The sequence below is a fragment of the Humidesulfovibrio idahonensis genome, assembly GCF_054657715.1.
Genome location: NZ_BAAHYE010000003.1, coordinates 1940457 through 1960147, shown reverse-complemented (window position 1 = coordinate 1960147; position 19691 = coordinate 1940457). Strand labels below are relative to the sequence as shown.

Sequence of the window (19691 nt, the reverse complement as noted above, 5' to 3'; positions counted from 1 at the left end):
GAGGCTCAATGTGGCTTTTTCTCCCCCCTCACTTTATGGACTCGCCCTCTGCGCCGGAGCTGGCGGGCTCGAACTCGGTCTGCATATCGCAGCACCTGGCTACCGAACTGTTTGTTACGTCGAGCGGGACGCACATGCTGCGTCCACTCTCGTGGCCAGGATGGAAGACCAGACCCTGGATCAAGCTCCTCTCTGGTCTGACGTGCGCGCCTTCGACGGCCGCCCGTGGCGTGGCAGCGTGGATATCCTCACTGCGGGCTACCCGTGCCAGCCGTTCAGCCTTGCCGGGCGGCAACTTGGCCAGGCCGACCCCAGACACCTCTGGCCAGACGTCGCAAGGATCGTCGACGAGGTCCGGCCGGAGTGGGTGTTCTGCGAAAACGTCATTGGCCATCTTCATTTGGGATTCGACGTGGTCGCCCGAGACCTTGAAGGCCTGGGCTACCGCGTTGCAGCGGGCGTGTTTTCAGCGCGAGAAGTCGGCGCTGGCCACTTCCGGCGCAGACTCTTCATCCTGGCCCACGCCGTTGGCCTCCCTGTTCAAGCAAGTAAATGGGCTGACTGTCGGGGCAGGAAGGGTCAAGTTCGAGTCCAAGCATCAGACGACACTGTACGGAACGGCGATCGCTTGGACCCTGTTCTGGCGGTTACTGCACTCAACCCTGGGACCGGAGCTGGTGCGGTTGATCGCGATCTGCCCCTCTTCGCCCCCGGTCCAGGTGACATTGCAGCCTGGTCCGACGTGCTCTTGCGCGACTCTGGGCTTATCCCCGCGCTTCCTGGAGATGCTGATGGGATGGCCGGATGGATGGACCGACAGCGCCTCGCCGGTAACGGGGTTTGCCCGCTGGCTGCGGCGTATGCGTGGCAAACTCTCTCGGCTGTGCTGATGGAGGCTGAAGACTCGCGCTTGCGCGCGTAGCAAAGAGCGGGCCGGAAACTGAGAGCCCCCGGCGAGGCAAAAGGCTCCAGCCGGGGGCGTTAAAAAAAGGTGTGAGGGGGGAGCGTTAGCGAGTTGTGCCGAATTGCGCGCCGATCAGTGCCGAATTGCGCGCCGGTTTACTCGTTGAGCGGCAAACGCCTTGCGCCCGGCCACCTCAATGGAAAGGGCTCGGGATGCGTTCTTCGCATCCCGAGCCCTTTCCATTGCACGAGGGGGTCTGGGGGGAATCATTCCCCCCAGCCGCCGGAGGCTCTTCTTCCTCCCGCGGCGCCCGGTATTATTTCTTGCCGATCCAGCCTTCCAGCGCGTCGATGATCTTGCGCGCCTGGTCCTCGCTGGAGATGGTGAACTTGCTCTGCTGCTTGTATTCGCCGTTCTGCTTGCGGTAGCGGCGGATGGTGAAGGCCACCGGGCCGTAATCGTTCTTGGCCTTGTCCCAGGAGCGGTACTTGTAGAGCACGGTGGCCCAAGCGCCCTTGGACAGGATGACCTTGTCCAGCTCGTCGGTGACGACGACGCCATCTTCCTCGTAGCTGATGGTCAATTCTTCGACTGTTTCGGCCATGGCTCCTCCCTGTAAATGTTGTTCGTGCCTGCCGGGGCAGGGCCGCGTGTCTAACCCAGCGCCGCCATGTTGTCCAGAATGTGGTTGAGCAGCTCGCGCAGCACGGCCAGGCGCTCGGGCCGGGCGGTCATGTCCGCAGCGGACTGCACGTAGGGGTAGCGCACGGGGTCCACGGTGATCTCGTCCGCGCAGCCGGTGGCCAGGGCGGCCAGGCTTGCGGCATTGGTCTCCAGGTGGAACTGCAGCCCGACCACGCGGTCATCGCAGGCGGCAAAGGCCTGGTGCGCGCAGGCCGCGCTTTTGGCGACCCAGAGCGCGCCGGGAGGAATGGCGAAGGTGTCGCCGTGCCAGTGGAAGGCATCGTAGGATTGCGGCAGCCCGGCGAACACGCGGCTCTTGGCGGCGTCGGGTCCGGCCGCGACCTGATGCCAGCCGATTTCGCGCGTGCCCTTGGTGACCTTGCCGCCGAGGACATCGCTCAGCAGCTGCGCGCCCAGGCACACGCCGAGGATGCGCTTGCCGGCTTCGGCGCTGGCCTTGAGGAAGCGTTTTTCCGCCGCGAGCCAGGGGAATTTGTCCTCTTCGTAAATGTTCATGGGGCCGCCCATGACGATGAGGAAATCGAAGGTGTCGAGCCCGGGCAGGGTCTCGCCGTTCCAGAGGTCCGTGTGGGTGAGGGTGTGGCCGTGCTCTTTGGCCCAAACGGCTATTTCGCCCTCTTTTTCAAAACTTTCGTGACGCAGGCCGTGCAGACGCATGGACGTCCTCCGCATTGGGTTGGGGTTGGCTGCCGCGCGGAAGAATGCCTGCGAAGCGGAATCTTGTCCAGGCCTGCGCGGTTACAGATCGACCAGTGTGATGTCCGCCGCGGCCAGGGGCGTGCCGAGGAAAATCTCGCCCACCTTGGCGAAGCGCTCGGGATCGTCCGTGGCGAAGAAGCGCACTGTGCCGCCGGGCTGCTCGCCATCCTTCATGCCCTGGGGCACGGGCTTCAAGAGGCCGCGCTCGGCCAGCTCCTGGGCCACGCTCTCGGCCGTGGTCTCGGCGGAGTCCACCAGACACACGCCCTTGGGCAGCACCTTGCGGATGGCCTCGGCCAGGACGGGGAAGTGCGTGCAGCCAAGAACCAGGCAGTCCGGCCCGCCCTCTGGAAATTCGGCCATGAGGGGATCGAGGTAGCGCTTGGCCACGGCCTCCACCTCCGGGCCTTCGGTCCAGCCTTCCTCGGCCAGGGCGACGAAGACCTGGGCCGGGCGGGTGGCGATGGTGGCCTGGGGCCGGTGGTGCAGGATGGCGGTTTGATACGCCGCGCCGCGCACGGTGCCGCCGGTGGCGATGACCGCGATGCGGCCATGGGGGGCGCGGGCGCAGCAGGCCCGCGCGCCGGGCTCTATGACGCCGACAACGGGCAGGCCGGGGTAGGCCTCGGCCAGGCCGGGCAGGGCCACGGAGGACGCGGTGTTGCAGGCGATGACCAGCAGCTTGACGCCCTGGTCCACCAGCACGCGGGTGGTTTGCAGGGCATAGCGGGCCACGGTGACGCCGCTCTTGGTGCCGTAGGGCAGGCGGGCGGTGTCGCCCAGGTAGAGAAAATCCTCGTTCGGCAGCGCTTTTTTCAGCGCGCGCAAAACGGTCAGCCCGCCCACGCCGGAATCGAACACGCCGATGGGCAGGTTGGCGGCGGGCAGGCTCGTGGCGGATTTGTTGTCAGTGGTCATGCGAATAACGCTCCCTTAACGGCTTTCGCCGCGAGGGCGTTTGTGCACCGGGAAGGGGTGGGGAGTCAACGGAGCTTAAAAGAGCAAGAGTAGATAAAGTTGTTTCACGACACCACTTGCAATGACAGCCATTAAAGCACCGGCACCAGCCAATCCCGTTAAGACTGAGGAATAGAGACAAATTCGACCAAGTCTCGCAAATGACAACGTAAACTGTGCCTCAGCCACTTTCGCTTCTTCAAACTTGCTGAGTCCTTGAGCATACTCTCCCTTTTTATACATTTCAACAATCGCGGAGATAATTTCTTGATAATACTTCGTTTGCGAAGAGACTTTTTGCATTTTATAAACTTCAAAAAACACAAATATTGCTGCAGAGATGCCAACAAGTAATACCGAAAACAAGAAAATTATTTCAGACTCAACGTGCGTTTTTGTTCCATTCCAGATTGTAAAAAAAGCTGCATACCCAGCAAGGGTCACCATGTTGGAATATTTCGATGCTGAATCGTAAAGATGAGCAACGTTTTTTGTGAAATTATCACTTAACTCCTTCAGTGCCTTTTTCTGAAGTTCTGCAAATTGCGCTTGCTGTATTTCCATCAGAACTCTGCCTTGTCGATCAATCGCCTCAGCTAACTTCATATCATTTTTATCTAATTGCTTAACAACGCGCCGAAAGGTTTCGTCTTCAACCATTCCCATGCCACATCTCCTAACGCACAAAATAAAGCACCGACAATGCACACGTCAATATTACACATTAACTGACCCGCAACCCTCCAGCACCCGCTTCGCCTCCGCCGCGTCCTCCACAATCTCAAAGGCCGTGCGCAAGGATTCCGGCACCTTGGCCGGGCGGCCGGTTTTCAGGTCGATGAACACCCACTGGGTTTCGGCCTCGGCCAGGACAACGCGGTCGGCCGCGCGCCAGAACAAATATTTGCGGGCGCTTTGCCGCGGGGCGAAGCTTGCAATCCAGGTGCAGGCGGTGATGGTCTCGCCCAAGAAGCACGGGCGCTTGTAGGTGATGGTGTGCTGGCGCACCACCCAGCCCGCGCCCTCCGCCACATAGCGCGTCATGGGCCAGCCTTGGGCCGCGCTGTGCGCCACGGCCACGTCCTGCATCCAGGCCACGTAGCGCGTGTTGTTCACGTGGCCCTGAATGTCGATGTCCGACTGCTGGATGGCGATGTCGAGGGTGAAGACTCTGGGCATGGGGGGATGCTCCTTCTGCGGATGCAAAAACGCCTGCGCCAGGGGCCCGGTGTGCGAGCCCGCCGGCGCAGGCGGCGGCGTTCCATTTCGGTCGGCTACACTTTCGGGTCGACGCCGGCCTTGTGCAGGGCGGACATGCCGCCCGCCACGTTGACCACGTTCTTGTAGCCCGCATGGGCCAAAATGACAAAGGACTCAAAGGAGCGCGCGCCGGAGTTGCACACCAGCACGACCTTGCGGTCGCGGGGCACTTCGGCCAGCCGCTCGGAGAGCTGCCCCTGCGGAATGCTGTGCCACACGCCGGGATAGGCGGCGAGGTACGGCTCGGCATTGGGCTTTTCGCGGCAGTCGACAAAAAACAGCGCGTCCGAGTCGCGTTCGTCGAACAGCGTGGCGAACTCCATGGGGTCGATGCTGGTGTTGCGGCCGGCAAGCACGTTCTCGCCCACGTTGCCCAGCAGGTTCACAATGTCCATGGCCGAGTTGAAGGGCGGCGAGTACGGCAGCTCCAGCACGGAAAGATCCGTCACCGTGGGCTTGTGCGGCATGAGGGCCGAAACCGCGCCGATGCGCCCCACCAGGGCGTCGCCCATGCTGCACACGCCCTGCACGCCCAAGACGCGCCGGGTGCCGCGCTCCGCCACGAGCTCCAGGAACATGAAGTCTTTTTCCGGGTAGAAGTGCGCGCGGTCGAACTGGCTCACCAGCACGGAGATGGCGTCGAACCCGGCGCGGCGCGCGGCCTCCAGGGTCAGGCCCACGCCGGAGGCGTTCTGGTCGAACAGCTTGACGCACCAGGCCCCGGCAGCGCCCTCGAAGCGGGAGTGCCCGCCGCACAGGTTGTCGCCGATGATGCGGCCCTGGCGGTTGGCCAGCGAGCCCAGGGGCAGAAAGAAGCTCTCGCCGGTGACGAGGTTCTTGATCTCCGAGCAGTCGCCGCCCGCATAAATGTTCGGATCCGAGGTGCGCAGCTCCTCGTCCACAATGAGCCCGCCGCGCGGCGAAACGGCCAGCCCGGCGGCCTTGGCCAGCTCGGTGTTGGGGGTGACGCCCACGGACATGATGACCAGATCGGTCTCGATGGTCTCCTCGCCGCTGGCGGTCTTCACCACCACGCGCTCAACCTTGCCCTCGCCCTCCACGCGCATGACCTGCGCGCCCAGGCGGAAGGACACCTCCTTCTCCTCCATGTGGGTCTGCACCATGGCCGCCAGCGCGGGCGAAAGCACAGTGGGCAGCACGCTCGGCGCGTACTCCACCACAGTGGCCTCGATGCCCCACATGTCGGCCACGGCCACGGCCATTTCCAGGCCGATGAAGCCCGCGCCCACCACCACGGCCCGGCCCACGGCCCCGGCCGTGAGCTGCGCGCGGATGGCCACGGCGGCGTCCAGGTCGGCCACGGCGAAAACGCCGGGCAAATCCGCGCCGGGAATGGGCAGCTTGCGCGGCGTGCTGCCCGTGGCCATGACGAGCTTGTCGTAGGCCAGGGTCTCTTCCGCGCCGGTGTCCAGGTTCTTCAAGCGCACGGTCTTGGCCGCGCGGTCTATGCCCAGCGCCTCGGTTCTGGGCCGGGCCTCCACGTCCTTGATGTCGTGGAAGAAGGGCGCGTTGCGCACCATATGATAGGAGGTGGACTGCAGCTCGTCGGCGTCGCTCACATCGCCGGAGACATAGTAGGGAATGCCGCACCCGCCGTAGGAGATCCGGCTTCCGCGGTCGATGAGGATCACGCGGGCGTCCGGGTTCAGGCGTTTGCAGCGGCAGGCGGCCTTGGGTCCTAGGGCCACGGCCCCGATGATGACGACGGTCTCTGGCATGAGAACTTCTCCTTCCCCGACGGCGCGGCGCTAGGCTTTGGCCTGGCGCGCCTCATAGGCTTTCACGATTTCGGCCACGCGGCCCTCGATGTGCAGGGCGATGGCCTGGGCCTCGTCCTCGGTATATTCCCTCATGTCCGAGCACAGCCCGGCAATCTCGTCCTCGGTCAGGCCCGCCGCCTTCTCGATGAGAAAGCTTTCGGGCTCGGCGCCGTCGCGCAGGCCGCCGCAGCCGCCCACCATGCCCACAAACTCGCCCCGCACGACCACCGGAACGCACACGACCATGAGCCCGGCGTCGCAGTCCGTCACCGAGGCTTGGCCGGACTGGCGCACCTCCGCGCCGACCACCTGGTTCACCACGGCGCAGATGCTCGTGGCGGCGCTCTTGTTCCGGCGCAGGGCCGGGCACAGCCGGTTGCCCCAGGTCACATGCCCGGTGAATGGCGAGCCCTTGGCAGTGTAGGCGTGGGCATTGACGCCGAAGCGCTCGTGGATTTCCTGCTCCAGCTGCGCCCATTCTTCTTTCGGCAAAAGGTCTGTCATCTCCATCCTGGCACCTCGCTTGGATATTCCCCGCCTGGGCATTCCCCCCGGGGGATCCCCTTTTCTGGCATATGCCTAAGAAAGCGTCAAACCCGGACGGTTATTTACCACAACACGTACAGGATGCACGCACGAAAAAAAATTCGACCAAAGTGGTTGACATCTTCTTAGGAAAGATTACTACTTTAATCACACGCAAGGAGGATCACATGGGCAGCCTGCAAAACTACCGCAATCTCGAGATCGATTGGACCATGACGCCTTGGGACGCCGTGACCCTGTACCTGGAGTGGGGCAACAACTCCTGGCGGGCGGACAGGCAACCCGTGCGGTCCAAGTCGGACTACAGCAACTATTTCGTGGTCTACACCTGGGACAAGGCGCCAAGGGCCATTCTGGTCAGCCGCAACTCCGAGGAAGCGCGCGAGCTTGCCGAACTGGAGCTGCCCGAGGACCTGGGGCGCAAATTTCTGGAATCAGTGGGCAACCTCAAGGGCGTGTACCCGCCCAACAATGAGGTGCGCAGCTGGCTTGAAACCCAACTGCACCCGCAAAACTAAGCGAATCCGTTCTCCTCCTCCCTTCTCCGCTCTTACCACTCCTCTCGCTCCACTCGCCAGACGGGGCCGGGCAACCGGCCCCCTTTTTTTGCATGCGCGGCAACGCTTGCAAGGCCGCAAGCGGCAGGATACACCGCCTGTGACCTTGTCCAAGAATCGTTCTTGGCCAAACCAACGTTCGCCGGAGCCGCCCATGCGCACAGTTTTTCGCCTCAGCCGCGCTTTGTTGTGCCTCGCCTTCTTGGCGCTGTTTTCCGCCTGCAGCTACATGCCCCGCATGCTCGGCGGGCCCGCGGACGTGGACCTGAAGCTCGACGGCGAGCAGAAGCACGCCACGGACCTGCCCGTGGGCAAAAGGCTGACCCTCGACATGCGCGACCCGCACGCCAGCGGCTATGTGTTTGCGGGCACGTCCTTCGACCCCGCCCTGCTGCGCCTCGACAACATCGAGCCCTACGACGGCAGCAAGCGCATCCGCTACGCCTTCACCACCCTGGCCGAGGGCGAAAGCGACATCGTCATCAAGATCCGCAAAGAGGAGCCCGGCTACCGGCCGGATGTGTTCAAGCGCATCACCGTCACCATCACCAAGTAGCGTTCCGGGCGCGGCCGCACCCCCAGCTCCGGCGCCGCGCGCCACGCGAAAGCTCCCTCGAACAGCGGTTCAAGGGAGCTTTTTCATGCCCTGCGGCAACGCGGTCGAGCCGCTGCTTTCGGATCAGAGCTTGGACTTCAGCACAATGTCGGTGATGGGGCCGCGGCTCTTTTCGCCCTTGAGCACCATATGCGCGTAGTTCTTGAATCCCTTCAGCTTCTTGACCGTCCAGTTGAGGCCGTTGTTGCTCTCGTTCAAATAGGGGTTGTCCACCTGGCGCGTGTCGCCCAGGCAGATGCACTTGACGCCTTCGCCCATGCGCGTGAGCAGGGCGCGCGTTTCCCCGCGCGAGAGGTTCTGCATCTCGTCCACGATGACCACGCAGTTCTCCAGGTTCATGCCCCGGATGTAGGCGATGGGCTGGATGATGAAGCGCTTGGGATTCAGGCGCAGCACGTCGGACTGCGGGTCCTGGAAGATGCGGTTGGCGGGCCGCAGCTCGTGCAGCTTCAGCAGCAGGTCGGTGATGTAGCGCACGTAGGGACCCATCTTTTCCTCAACGTCGCCGGGCAAAAAGCCCATCTTGGCGCCAATCTCCACCACCGGTTTGACCAGATAGATGCGCTTGAAGGGGTTGTCCTTGCGCTCCAGGGTGAGGTAGAGCGCCACGGCCAGGGCCAGAAAGGTCTTGCCGTAGCCGGCCTCGGACTGCACCGAAACCAGATCGATGCGCGGGTCGAGCATGAGCTCCAGGGCCAGGTTCTGGTACACCGTGCGCGGCTTGAGTCCCCAGATCTCGTGGGTGTAGCCGATGGGCTTGGGACCGTCCGGTCCGTGGAACACCGGAGTGCCGGCCTCCCAGCGGAAGGAGTTGGGCACGGGCTCTTCGTCCTCTTCCACAAAGCCCGTGTAGATTTGCGACTCGCTCTGGAAGGGCACGGAATCGCGGTAGCCCTCGCAGGGAATGCCGGAGACCCGCGCCTTGAGCTGCAAAATGCGGTCGTTGGTGACGAGGATGGGCTCGCTTAAGGGGTGGTGGCTTATCTCGCGCAGGATGCGGTCGTCGGGCGATTCGTCCGTGGCCAGGGGCAGGGCGCTGCCGCCGGGCGAGAATATATGCACGTCGGGATCGGAGAGGATGGTGGTGACGGCCTGGGCCACCACATGCCCCAGACGGGGGTCGCGCTTGAGTTTGTCCAGCTCCGTCAGCACGGTGTACGGAATGTGGATGTTGTTGTCCTGGCCGTTTCGGAGCGCCTGGATGCACTTCGGATTCTCAATGAGCACGTTGGTGTCGAGCACGAAGTTTTTCGATGCCATTAGGATCCCTTGGGCTTTTGGTTTCGGCCCCTGGAGCGGGCCGGCAGGGTCCCCTGTTGTCGTGCTATGTATTTTGGTTGCCTTTCGCACCCACCCCCTTTTGCGGCCTTTGGCCCTTGGTCTTTAAAAATTCTCTAAACATTCGGTGCAAGGAAATCCAGCGCAAAAACGCGCCGAAATGGTGACGATGCGGTGACGGAGCTCAGGGAACCAAGGACCGCCCCATCCCCCGCGCCTCCCTATCCTGAATTGCCGGTGCGAAGAACAACCTGGCCGCCCTTCCTTTTCCGCAACCTCCGCACGCCGCTCCCATATCGCGCACAGATCTCGTCCTAAAGCGTCTCGCGCCGCAAACGCCAAAGGGCTGGACCGAACGAACGTTCAGCCCAGCCCTTTGGCGTGACATGAGGGGGTCTGGGGGGAATCATTCCCCCCAGCCGCCGGAGGCTCTTCTTCTCTTACAGCCCTTCGCCCAGGGCCTTGGCCAGACCGGGGATGGTGTAGTCCTCGGGCTGGATGTGCGGGGTGAAGCCAAAGCGCGACAGCGTCTTGGCGGTCACCGGGCCGATGCAGGCGATCTTCACGTCCGGATATTTTTTCAAGGTATCGGGCGCGAGCAGGGTGAAGAAGTTCTCCACGGTGCTGGAGCTGGTGAAGGTGATGGCCTGGATCTTGCCTTTCTCCAGGGCGGCGACGATCTCCGCCGGGTCCTCCTGGGTGAGCCTGGTCTCATACACCGGCAGCACGCGCACATGCGCCCCGGCCGCGGCGAGCTGTTCGGGCAGCACCTCGCGGGCGACCTTGGCCCGGGGAATGAGCACGTTCTTGCCCGCAATGCCGAGCTTGAGCAGACCGGCCACAACTTCCTCGGCCACGTACTTGGGCGGCACGAAGTCGGGCGTCACGCCGCGCAGCTTCAGCTCATCGGCCGTGGCGGGCCCGATGGCGGCCACGTTGATGCCGCCGAGGGCGCGGGTGTCGAGGCCGATCTCGCCGAGCTGGGTCCAGAAGTGCTTCACGCCATTGACAGAGGTGAACACGAGCCAGTCCACGGCGCTGATGCCGAGGATGGCCTTCTCCACTTCCTCGTAGTCGTCCAGGGGCTGCACCGTGATGGTGGGAAATTCAAAGACGCAGGCGCCCATGTCCTTCAGCACGTCGGCCAGGTCGCTGGCTTGCTCGCGCGCGCGGGTGACCACGACGCCCTTGCCGAGCAGCGGCTTTTTCTCGAACCAGGCCAGCTTGTCGTGCAAACCGCACACGCCGCCCACGATGATGATGCTGGGCGCGGCGAACTTGCGCTTCTCGGCTTCCTCGGCCACGTGCTCCAGGGTGCTGACCATGGACTGCTGGTTGCAGCGCGTGCCCCAGCGCACCAGGGCCACGGGGGTGTCCTTGTGGCGGCCGTTCTGCATCAGGTTGCCGGCGATCATGGGCAGGTTCTTGACGCCCATGTAGAATACGAGGGTGCTGTTGCTCTTGGCGTAGACTTCCCAGTTATGCCCGCTCTCTTCCTTGGTCGGGTCCTCGTGGCCGGTGATGAAGCACACCGAGGTGGTGAAGTCGCGGTGGGTGACCGGGATGCCCGCGTAAGCCGGGGCGGCCACGCCGGCGGTGACGCCGGGCACGACCTCGAAGGCGATGCCCTCGGCCACCAGCTCTTCGGCTTCCTCGCCGCCGCGGCCGAACACGTACGGATCGCCGCCCTTGAGGCGCGCCACGCTCTTGCCGGACTTGGCCTTGCCGATGATGAGCTGGTTGATCTGGTCCTGGGGCAGGGTGTGGTCGCCGCCCTTTTTGCCCACGTAGATGATCTCGGCGTCCTTCCTGGCGTATTTGAGGAATTCCTTGTTGGCCAGGTAGTCGTAGACCACCACGTCGCAGGTCTCGATGAGCTCCTTGGCCCGGATGGTGAGCAGGCCGGGATCGCCGGGGCCCGCGCCGATGAGGTAGACTGTGGACATGGTCGCTCCGGGCTAGTCGCCGTATTGTTTGGTCGCGGCGGGTTCAAAGAGCATGACGCGGCACTCGTCTTCACAGACGGGCATGTGCTCCACCCCGCGCGGGATGATGAAAAACTCGTTGGGGCCGAGGATGATGTCGCGGTCGCGCAGGCGGATGGTGAGCCGCCCTTCCATGACCCAGAACATCTCGTCCTCGTCCATATGCTTGTGCCACTCGAACCGGCCTTTGAGACGCACGAACTTCACCAACTGGCCGTTCAGCTCGCCCACCTGGCGCGGGCTCCAAAAGGCGTCGATGCGCTGAAATTCCTCGGCGGCGCTTATCTTCTTCATGCCTGTTCCCCTTGGGCCGCAGGGCGGATGAGCCGCAGGGCGTCCGCATTGGCCAAGACCACGCTGGTCTCCACCTGCCGCGCCGGAATGTCCCAATAGATCCGCAGGAGTGTTTCCTTTTCCGCCTGCGAGGTCAAGACGAAGCCGTGCTTTTGGTAGAAGCCCAGCGCCCAGTAGGAAGCGGCCCAGGTGCCTATGAGCACCGGGCGCGTCACCATGCCCATGAGATGCGCCAGCAGCCTGCCGCCCAGGCCCTTGCCACGCTGCGCGGTGGCCACGTAGGCGTGGCGCACCAGGGTCACGTGGCCTATGCCCTGCGGATTATCGTTGTCCACGTCCTGAATGCCCATGACGCCCACAAGCTCCCCGGCCACGTCCGCGCCCCAAAAGCGCACGCCCGCGGCGATTTCGCCGCGCAACTCCGCAAGGGGCATGTACGGCTCGTGGTAGCGGTCCGCCGGAATGACGCCCTTGTAGGCTTGCGCCGCGTCGTTGACGATGTCCGCCATGCGCGGCTCGTCGGCCTTGGCGCAGGGGCGCAGGACCACGTCCGGCATTTGGGCTAGCCCTCGGCCAGAGCGCTCTTCAGGCGCTCCTGCAATTCGGACAACTTGGCCTTGGCGTCCTCCAGGCCCGCCAGCTTCTCGCGCTCCGCGGCCACGATGTCCGCCGGGGCGTGGTTGGCGAACCCGGGCGCGGCGAGCTTGGCGTTCAGCGCCGTCAGCTGCTTGTCCAGCTTGCCCAGCTCCTTGTCGAGCCGGGCCACCTCGGCCCCGAAGTCCACAATGCCCTTGAGCGGCACGAAGATGCGCGCGCCCTCGACCACAGCCGTGCCGCTGGCGCGGGGGCCGGTCTTGCCGGGGCCGATGTCCGCCGTTTCGATGCGGGCCAGGGACTGGATGAGGTGCACGTTTTCGGTCAGCACGGCCTGGGCGCCGGGGTAGCCGTCCGTGGTGTCGATGATGAGTGGCAGCTTCTTGGCCGGGTCGATGCACAGCTCGGTGCGGATGGTGCGCACCGCGCCCACCACGCCCTGGAAGAAGGCCATGCCGCGTGCGGCGTCTTCGTTTTTGCACTGGGGCCTGCGCGCGGGGAAGGGCCGCAGCGCCAGCTCGGCGTCGGCGATGCCGGGCAGCACGCTCCAAATCTCCTGGGTCACAAAGGGCATGACCGGGTGCAGCAGCACCATGGTCTCGGAAAGCACGGTGAGCAGCACGCGGCGCGTGGCGTCCTTGGCCTTCTCGTCCTCGCCGTACAGGTCGCCCTTGGCCATCTCCACAAACCAGTCGCAAAACTCGTTCCAAATGAACTTGTACTGGGCCTGGGCGATGTCGTTGAAGCGGTATTCGAAGGCGGCGCTCTCCACCTCGTCCTTCACTTCCTCCAGCCGGTGCAGAATCCAGCGGTTGGCCAGCGGTGCGTTCTCCAGAGCCTCCTCAAGGGTCGCCTTGGGCTCGCCCGGCAGATTCATGAGGGCGAAGCGCGCGGAGTTCCAAATCTTGTTCACGAAGTGGCGGTAGCCCTCGATGCGCTTTTCGCTGAGCTTGATGTCGCGGCCCATGGCGGCGAAGGAGGCCAGGGTGAAGCGCATGGCGTCGGTGCCGTACTTGGCGGTCATGGCCAGGGGGTCGATGACGTTGCCCGTGGACTTGCTCATCTTCTTGCCCTGCTCGTCGCGCACAAGGGCATGCAGATACACGTGCTTGAAGGGCACCTCGCCCATGAAGTGGATGCCCATCATCATCATGCGGGCCACCCAGAAGAACAAAATGTCGAAGCCGGTGACCAGCACGCTGGTGGGATAATAGGCCTTGAGCTTGGCGCCGGGGCCGCCGTCAGGAGCCGTGTCGGGCCAGCCCATGGTGGAGAACGGCCACAGGGCCGAGCTGAACCAGGTGTCCAGCACGTCGTCCTCCTGCTTCAGCGCGCCGCCGCACTTGGGGCAGCCGTGCGCCAGGTCGGCCGGGTCCTCGGTCTGCACGAGCATTTCGCCGCAGGACTCGCAGGTCCAGGCGGGAATGCGGTGCCCCCACCAGATCTGACGGGAGATGCACCAGTCGCGGATGTTGTCCAGCCACTCGAAGTACGTCTTCTCCCAGTTGGGAGGGAAAATCTGCGTCTGTCCGGGCACGGCCTCGCGCGCGGCCTTGGCCAGAGGGCCCACCTTCACGAACCACTGCTCGCTGACGTGGGGCTCGATGACGGACTTGCAGCGGTAGCACTCGCCCACGCTGTGGTCGTGGTCGGCAATGTCCACCAGCAGGCCCGCGGCGTCCAGGTCGGCCACGATCTGCTCGCGGCAGGCGGCGCTGGCCATGCCCTGGTAGGCGGCCGGCGCGTTCTCGTTCATGAAGCCCTTGTCGTCGATGACCGTGATGACCTCAAGCTTGTGCGTGCGCGCAAGGGCCCAGTCGTTCATGTCGTGGGCCGGGGTGATCTTGAGGGCTCCGGTGCCGAAGGCCATGTCCACGTAGGCGTCGGCGATGACCGGGATCTCTTTGCCGACCAGCGGGAGAATGACCTTTTTGCCCACGGCATGCGTGTAGCGCTCGTCCTCCGGGTGCACGGCCACGGCCACGTCGCCCAGAAGCGTCTCCGGCCGGGTGGTGGCGACGATCAGCTCGGTCGTCCCGTCAGGAAGGGGGCCGCCGGCCAGCTTGTAGCGGATGCGGTAGAGCTTGCCCTTCTTGGGCGCGTGCTCCACCTCGTCGTCGGCCAGGGCCGTGTGGCAGCGGTTGCACCAGTTGACGATGTAGTTGCCCTTGTAGATGAGGTCTTCGTGGTACAGGCGCACAAAGACCTCGCGCACGGCCTTGGACAAGCCCTCGTCCATGGTGAAGCGCAGGCTGTCCCAGTCCACGCTGGCGCCCAGGCTGCGGATCTGGTTCAGGATGCGGTCGCCGTACTCCTTTTTCCAGTCCCACACGCGCTCGATGAATTTCTCGCGGCCCAGGTCGTCGCGCTTCTTGCCTTCTTTCTTCAGCTGGCGCTCCACCACGTTCTGCGTGGCAATGCCCGCGTGGTCGGTGCCGGGCACCCACAAGACGCTTTTGCCCTGCTGGCGCATGAAGCGGCACAGGATGTCCTGCACGGTCAGGTCCAGGGCGTGGCCCATGTGCAGCGCGCCCGTGACGTTGGGCGGCGGAATGACGATGGAGAACGGCTCCTTCTTGCCGGAAAGCACGTCCTGGGGATCGGGCGTGAAGGTCTTGTTCTCCTCCCAGTGCCTGCCCCAGCGGGCCTCCACGTCTGCGGGCTCGTAGCCCTTGGGCAGCGCGGCCTCCTGCATGGTCGGCTGGTTCTCGGAATTCTCGGACATCGTCTCTCCTTCGTGCGCGTGGGCGGCCATGGGCGGTCTTTCGGATCCTGGCGCACCCGGCTTCAAACGCCGGGTGCGCGCTCCGCCGCAGCCCTTGCCAGGGGGCGCGGGCGCGGATAGGGTGCCCGAAAAACCTTGGGGGCCAATGTGACGCGCGTATTCGTCGTATGGGATGACTCGCACCTGTGGGGGCTCTTGGTGCTGCGCTTTTTGCGCGCGCTGAACGTGCCCCACGGGATTTTACGCGCCCATGACATAGCCGAGGGCGCGCTGTCTGGCAAGTCCGGCCGGGGGGTGCCCCCCGCGCTGCTCATCGCCCCTGGCGGCTGGGCGCGGGGCCGGGCGCTGCGGCTCGGCGAGGCCGGGCTTGCGGCCATCCGCGAATTTGTGGCCGCCGGCGGCAATTACCTGGGGTTTTGCGGCGGCGCGGGTCTTGGCCTCACCAGTCCGCGCCCCGGCGAATCCCTTGGCCTGTGCCCCTGGGGCCGCATGGGCTTTGCCGGACGCCTGCAACATTTCCTCTCCGGCGACGTGCGCCTGGCCACGGGCGGGCGCGACGCCCTGACCCTGCCAGAATCCGCTGAACTGCTGGCCCAGGTGTGGTGGCCCGCGCAGTTTGCGCCGCCCGCCGCCAAGCCCGGCGCCAAGCCCGGCGAAGACACCGGCGACGGCGTCTGCGTGCTGGCGCGCTACGCCGGCCTGGGCCCGGACTTCTGGGTGGCCGACCTGAACCTCTCGCGCTTCCCCGAGGAGGCGCTCTGCGACTGGGAGAACCTCTACGGCCTGCAAGTGCGGCCGGACTTCCTCACCAACCGCCCGGCGGTCATCTCCGGCCGCTACGGCCAGGGCCGCTATGTCCTGTCCTACCCGCACCTGGAGACGCCGGATTCGCCGGAGGCCAACCGCTGGCTGGCGCACCTGCTGCGCGGGCTGGCCGGGGCGCACTGCCCGGAGGACACGGCCCAGACCCCGCCCTGGCGCGTGGGCGCGGACGAAGTGCTCTGGGACGACCCGGCCCTGCGCGCGGCCAAGGCCGCCCTTGAGGAAGCCATCGGCCTGGGGCAGGACCACCTGCTGCTGTTCTGGCGCAACCCGTGGCTGCTGGGCTGGCGGCGCGGCGTGCCCGGCCCCGGCATCAACAGCGTGTACGCGCTCATCTGCGAGGCCCTGGCCCAGCGGCCCACGCCAAAAGCCCTGGCCTACTGGCGCACCCAGGCCGACGAGTTCGCCGGGCTGGCGCGGCTGTTCTGCCAGGGACTCTCCGGCCTGCTGCTGGCGGAGCGCCTGGACATGACCGTGCGCCAAACCCCGGGGGTCGACGGCGCGGACGATGTGTTCACGAAAAATCTGCGCGAGATGCGCACCGCGCTCTTCGGCCCGCCGCCCGCGGCCGGCGGCGTGTGCGGGCAGATGCTGGGGATATTGGAGGAGCTGTGCGCCAGGCTGTGGGGCTGACGCCCGCGCTGGCACCTGGGGTGGGTTCCTCGCTGCTCCCGCGTTGACGCCCACTTTGACGCCCGCGTTGACGCCCACTTTGACGCCTGCGTTGACGCCCACGTTGACAACCAGCCGCGCCTCAACTAGCCCCCTCTCTCCACACATCTCCGGCCCGGCGGGACGACCCGACGCCGCCTTTCTTCCACGGGGACGACCCCGCCAGCCTCAAAGGACTCACCCATCATGTCATGGATCTATCTGGCCATCGCCGGACTCTTCGAGGTCGCCTGGGCCGTGGGCCTCAAGTACACGCAGGGCTTCACGCGGCCCGCGCCCTCTGTTTTCGTCGCCGTGTCCATGCTGGCCAGCGTGGGCCTGCTGGGCCTGGCCGTGCGCGACCTGCCCATCGGCACGGCCTACGCCGTGTGGACGGGCATAGGCACTTTGGGCGCGGCCATCTTCGGCATGCTGGTGCTGGGCGAGCCCGCCGGCGCGCTGCGCGTGGGCTGCATCGGGCTCATCGCCGCGGGCATTGCGGGCTTGAAGCTGCTGCACGCCTGAAAAAACGAAGGCCCCGCATCCATCTCGGAAGCGGGGCCTTGCTGAATGTGCTTACTTTCTAGTAGCGGCGGGGCGGGCGGGGAGCACGCTCCTTGGCTTCGTTGACGCGCAGGGTGCGGCCGCCGAAGTCTTTGCCGTCGAGGGCCTCGATGGCCTTCACGGCGCCAGCGTCCTCCATCTCCACGAAGCCGAAGCCACGGAAGCGGCCGGTTTCGCGATCCATCACGAACTTGACCATCTGCACCTCGCCGTACGAGGCGAACAGATCACGAATCTCGTCTTCCTTGGCGCTGAAAGGCAAATTGCCGACGTAAATGGACTTCATCGCTTCCTACTCCATAAGTGAAATACACGGAATACCCGCCTTGTTTCGCCCGCGCACGACTCACCCAAAGCCGAGTTTAGACGCTCCAAGCTTGCCTTGACCTATTTGCCGCAGTATCCCAGTGAAACAAAAACAGCAAGAGGGAAAAGCCCTAAATCGTGCGGTGTTGCAAGAAAAATTCGGGCAGGGTGTATGGCGCAGCCGGAACGCCGTGCCGCAGACAGCCATCAGAGCCTAGAGCATCAACGATTTCAGGCGGTTCAGCCCTGGCGGCGCAGCAGCGCCCCGGCCCCTCCAACACCCAGTGCATCCAACGAAAAGTTGTCAGCGTCATCATAGGTGTCGAGCACCTGCCCGCCCCGCTCCACCTGGGCCTCTGTTTTTGGGGCCATGGGCGCGGCCAGCATGTCCGGCCCTGCGGCGTTCTGCGTTGGCGAGGCTGCGGAGGCAACTCCGGCCAGCGCCGAGCCGCCCGCGCCCAGAGCCTCGTCCGCACGGTTTTGCAGGGCGGTCAAAAGACCTTCCGGGCCCGCGAGCGTGGCCCGCGTCGCGGCCGGGTCGGACCAGTATGCGGTGAGGAAGGACTCCTCGGACAGCCACAGGGACGTGCCCGCGCGCAGCACGCCCACGGAGGCCAGCGCAGGCGCGCGCGCAGCGGCCAGCCCGGTCCAGTCCGCCGCTGCGGCCGCGTGGGCCGTTTGTTCGTCGGCCGTTTGGGTCTTGGACGCCTGCTCCCTGGGGGCCTGGACGTTGGCCGCCAGCAGGCCGCCCACCTCGTTGTACGAGGCCAGCACGTCGCCCAGGGCGTCCGCCAGCCGGGCCACCGGGGCGGCGACGCGCATGGGCGCGGCCTCGCCCAGGGCCGCGTCGGCCTGGCCCGTCCCGCTTGCCGCGGCGGCGCTCTGCCCTGTTTCATGCTGCGGCAGGCTGAGGGCGTTGCGGTTCACCGGAACCAGACGCGAGAGCATGCCGACGCTGGCCGACCCCAAAACGCGGGAGAGGCGTTGCAGCACGTCCTGCCAGGTATCGCCACCGTACACGCGGATAACGGCCTGCTCCGCGCCGCTGCCGGACGCGGCGGCCGCATAGCCCAAGGTGTAGGAGCCGGGAGCCAGGGTGGTCAGGGCCTCTGGATCGACGCCGCCCACATCGGCAATGGCCGCGTCTTCGGATTGCGTGCCGGTCAGGCCGGCGGCGCCGGCGCTGGCGGAGGTTCCGGAGCCGGAGCCTTGCGCGGTGTTGGCCAAAGCGTTGCCGGAAGCTGCTGTCGACGCGGAATCCGGCCAGGACACGGCGGCGAGGCGCTCGTCCAGGCGTTTGAAGGTCGCGGCCAGGGTGGAGAAAACAAGGCCGTTCAGGCCGGAGGGCGTGGCCTCGGGCAGGGAGTTTTGCAGCTCGGCGTTGGCGGCGGCCAGGGTTTTGGGCGCAGGCAGGAAGACGGATGGCGCGCCGGCGTCGACCGTATTTTCGATGTTCAGGCTAGGGGAGCTCACGCTCCCGGTGGCAATCGTCATGGGCCGCGCCCTCCTGGCCCGTCTCGCCCGCAACTGTATTGGCCGCGCCGGTCTCGACCGCGCCGGCGTCCGCCTCTGGCGCATCCATCCGGCCGGACTCGTCGGCATCGCCGGGGTAGAACACCCGCTCCATGCACAGGCCGTGGGCCGGGGCGGTGGGCAGGCTGTGGTTGCGGTCGCAGCGCTCAAGGATCAATCGGACGTCCTCGGGCGTTGCTTTACCCTTGCCCACGGCCACCAGGCAGCCCACGAGGTTGCGCACCATCTGCTTCAGGAAGCCGTCGGCCCGGGCGCGCCATACGGTCTCCGCCGGGCAGGAGCCGGGCTCGCGCCACAGGGCCATGAGGTTGCGCACCGTGCCGCGCGCGCCGAGCTTCGTGCCCAGGTTGCGGAAGCTGTTGAAGTCGTGGCGGCCCACCAGCACGGCGGCGGCCGCGTCCATGGCGGCCTCGTCCAGCGGGGGCACGTCCCACACGAAGCGGCGGCGCATGGGGTCCACGTAGCCGCGGTCGTGCCACAGGGTATAGGCGTAGATTTTGGAAACAGCGTCGAACTGGGCGTGGAAGCGGGGATGGGTGATGGACGCCTCCACCACGCGCACGTCCAGGGGCAGGTTGCTGTTGAGGGCGATGCGCCAGGGCACGCGGCTGGCCAGTGGCTCGGGGAGGTCCACATGGGCGCACTGGCCCAGGGCGTGCACGCCGGAATCGGTGCGGCCCGCGCCCTGCACGGGCCTGCGCTCGCCCACGATCTTGGCCACGGCCGCCTCCACCACGCACTGCACCGACCTCGCGTTGGCCTGGTGCTGCCAGCCCGAAAAATCGGTGCCGTCGTAGGCGATGATGAGCTTGATGCGCGTCATGGGCGGCAACTAGCACAGCCCCGCCCGGGCGTCCACGGGGTTTCCCGGCGGACGGTCCAAGCGGGGCTGTCGAAATCGCGCGTTGCTTGCG

General features: G+C 65.5%; 20 protein-coding genes. 5 read left to right on the top strand and 15 right to left on the bottom strand.

What is annotated here, in order from left to right; genetic code table 11:
• Window positions 1-10 precede the first annotated feature (10 nt).
• A complete protein-coding gene (locus ACYQ4W_RS15030) occupies window positions 11-922 on the top strand; it encodes a DNA cytosine methyltransferase (RefSeq protein ID WP_459858259.1) in 912 nt (303 codons plus the stop codon).
• A 298-nt stretch (window positions 923-1220) separates the two neighbouring features.
• Here ACYQ4W_RS15030 and ACYQ4W_RS15025 read toward each other — a convergent pair whose 3' ends face one another.
• The 7 genes from ACYQ4W_RS15025 to ACYQ4W_RS14995 all read right to left on the bottom strand — a co-directional run bounded on the left by ACYQ4W_RS15025 (window position 1221) and on the right by ACYQ4W_RS14995 (window position 6816).
• The gene (locus tag ACYQ4W_RS15025) at window positions 1221-1508 is read right to left on the bottom strand and encodes a hypothetical protein (protein WP_459858256.1); all 288 of its coding nucleotides are present in this window, start codon (window positions 1506-1508) and stop codon (window positions 1221-1223) included.
• Between the two features lie 50 nt (window positions 1509-1558).
• A complete protein-coding gene (locus tag ACYQ4W_RS15020; RefSeq protein WP_459858254.1) occupies window positions 1559-2266 on the bottom strand; it encodes a type 1 glutamine amidotransferase in 708 nt (235 codons plus the stop codon).
• Between the two features lie 81 nt (window positions 2267-2347).
• Entirely contained in the window at window positions 2348-3226 is an 879-nt protein-coding gene (gene murI / locus ACYQ4W_RS15015) for a glutamate racemase (protein WP_459858252.1), read from the bottom strand.
• 75 nt (window positions 3227-3301) lie between these two features.
• Window positions 3302-3931, bottom strand: a complete 630-nt coding sequence (locus tag ACYQ4W_RS15010; RefSeq protein WP_459858250.1) for a hypothetical protein — start codon at window positions 3929-3931, stop codon at window positions 3302-3304.
• Window positions 3932-3982: 51 nt separating this feature from the next.
• A complete protein-coding gene (locus ACYQ4W_RS15005) occupies window positions 3983-4444 on the bottom strand; it encodes an acyl-CoA thioesterase (protein WP_459858248.1) in 462 nt (153 codons plus the stop codon).
• A gap of 95 nt (window positions 4445-4539) precedes the next feature.
• Window positions 4540-6264 (bottom strand): FAD-dependent oxidoreductase, encoded by a 1725-nt coding sequence (locus ACYQ4W_RS15000; protein ID WP_459858245.1) that lies wholly within the window; start codon window positions 6262-6264, stop codon window positions 4540-4542.
• A 30-nt stretch (window positions 6265-6294) separates the two neighbouring features.
• Window positions 6295-6816: a PocR ligand-binding domain-containing protein gene (locus ACYQ4W_RS14995; RefSeq protein WP_459858242.1), complete on the bottom strand. Its 522-nt coding sequence runs from the start codon at window positions 6814-6816 to the stop codon at window positions 6295-6297.
• A gap of 203 nt (window positions 6817-7019) precedes the next feature.
• Between ACYQ4W_RS14995 and ACYQ4W_RS14990 the strand changes: the two genes are divergently transcribed.
• Both ACYQ4W_RS14990 and ACYQ4W_RS14985 read left to right on the top strand, forming a co-directional pair.
• Entirely contained in the window at window positions 7020-7370 is a 351-nt protein-coding gene (locus tag ACYQ4W_RS14990; RefSeq protein ID WP_459858239.1) for a DVU0772 family protein, read from the top strand.
• A gap of 193 nt (window positions 7371-7563) precedes the next feature.
• Window positions 7564-7965 carry a hypothetical protein gene (locus ACYQ4W_RS14985; protein ID WP_459858236.1) on the top strand — a complete coding sequence of 134 codons (402 nt, stop codon included), beginning with the start codon at window positions 7564-7566 and terminating at the stop codon, window positions 7963-7965.
• Between the two features lie 123 nt (window positions 7966-8088).
• Here ACYQ4W_RS14985 and ACYQ4W_RS14980 read toward each other — a convergent pair whose 3' ends face one another.
• From ACYQ4W_RS14980 to ACYQ4W_RS14960, 5 genes are all read right to left on the bottom strand, one after another.
• Window positions 8089-9285, bottom strand: coding sequence for a PhoH family protein (locus ACYQ4W_RS14980; protein ID WP_459858233.1), 1197 nt, complete (start codon window positions 9283-9285; stop codon window positions 8089-8091).
• 458 nt (window positions 9286-9743) lie between these two features.
• Window positions 9744-11249 (bottom strand): uroporphyrinogen-III C-methyltransferase, encoded by a 1506-nt coding sequence (gene cobA, locus ACYQ4W_RS14975; protein WP_459858230.1) that lies wholly within the window; start codon window positions 11247-11249, stop codon window positions 9744-9746.
• 12 nt (window positions 11250-11261) lie between these two features.
• Entirely contained in the window at window positions 11262-11582 is a 321-nt protein-coding gene (locus ACYQ4W_RS14970) for a cupin domain-containing protein (RefSeq protein WP_459858227.1), read from the bottom strand.
• On the bottom strand, window positions 11579-12139 hold the full coding sequence (locus tag ACYQ4W_RS14965; RefSeq protein ID WP_459858224.1) for a GNAT family N-acetyltransferase: 561 nt from the start codon (window positions 12137-12139) through the stop codon (window positions 11579-11581). The genes ACYQ4W_RS14970 and ACYQ4W_RS14965 overlap by 4 nt, the downstream gene beginning before the upstream one ends.
• Window positions 12140-12144: 5 nt before the next feature.
• On the bottom strand, window positions 12145-14871 hold the full coding sequence (locus ACYQ4W_RS14960) for a valine--tRNA ligase (protein WP_459858570.1): 2727 nt from the start codon (window positions 14869-14871) through the stop codon (window positions 12145-12147).
• Window positions 14872-15048: 177 nt separating this feature from the next.
• Between ACYQ4W_RS14960 and ACYQ4W_RS14955 the strand changes: the two genes are divergently transcribed.
• The gene (locus tag ACYQ4W_RS14955; protein ID WP_459858221.1) at window positions 15049-16356 is read left to right on the top strand and encodes a BPL-N domain-containing protein; all 1308 of its coding nucleotides are present in this window, start codon (window positions 15049-15051) and stop codon (window positions 16354-16356) included.
• A gap of 225 nt (window positions 16357-16581) precedes the next feature.
• Window positions 16582-16899, top strand: a complete 318-nt coding sequence (gene sugE / locus ACYQ4W_RS14950) for a quaternary ammonium compound efflux SMR transporter SugE (RefSeq protein ID WP_459858219.1) — start codon at window positions 16582-16584, stop codon at window positions 16897-16899.
• Window positions 16900-16957: 58 nt separating this feature from the next.
• On the opposite strand, the gene ACYQ4W_RS14945 is transcribed toward sugE, so the two are convergent.
• The 3 genes from ACYQ4W_RS14945 to truA form a co-directional block, all read right to left on the bottom strand.
• Window positions 16958-17224 (bottom strand): RNA-binding regulator, encoded by a 267-nt coding sequence (locus ACYQ4W_RS14945; RefSeq protein ID WP_459858217.1) that lies wholly within the window; start codon window positions 17222-17224, stop codon window positions 16958-16960.
• A gap of 260 nt (window positions 17225-17484) precedes the next feature.
• Complete coding sequence (locus ACYQ4W_RS14940) at window positions 17485-18738, bottom strand: hypothetical protein (RefSeq protein ID WP_459858215.1); 1254 nt, start codon at window positions 18736-18738, stop codon at window positions 17485-17487.
• On the bottom strand, window positions 18704-19600 hold the full coding sequence (truA, locus tag ACYQ4W_RS14935; RefSeq protein ID WP_459858213.1) for a tRNA pseudouridine(38-40) synthase TruA: 897 nt from the start codon (window positions 19598-19600) through the stop codon (window positions 18704-18706). Before truA ends, ACYQ4W_RS14940 begins: the two co-directional genes overlap by 35 nt.
• Between the last annotated feature and the right edge of the window lie 91 nt (window positions 19601-19691).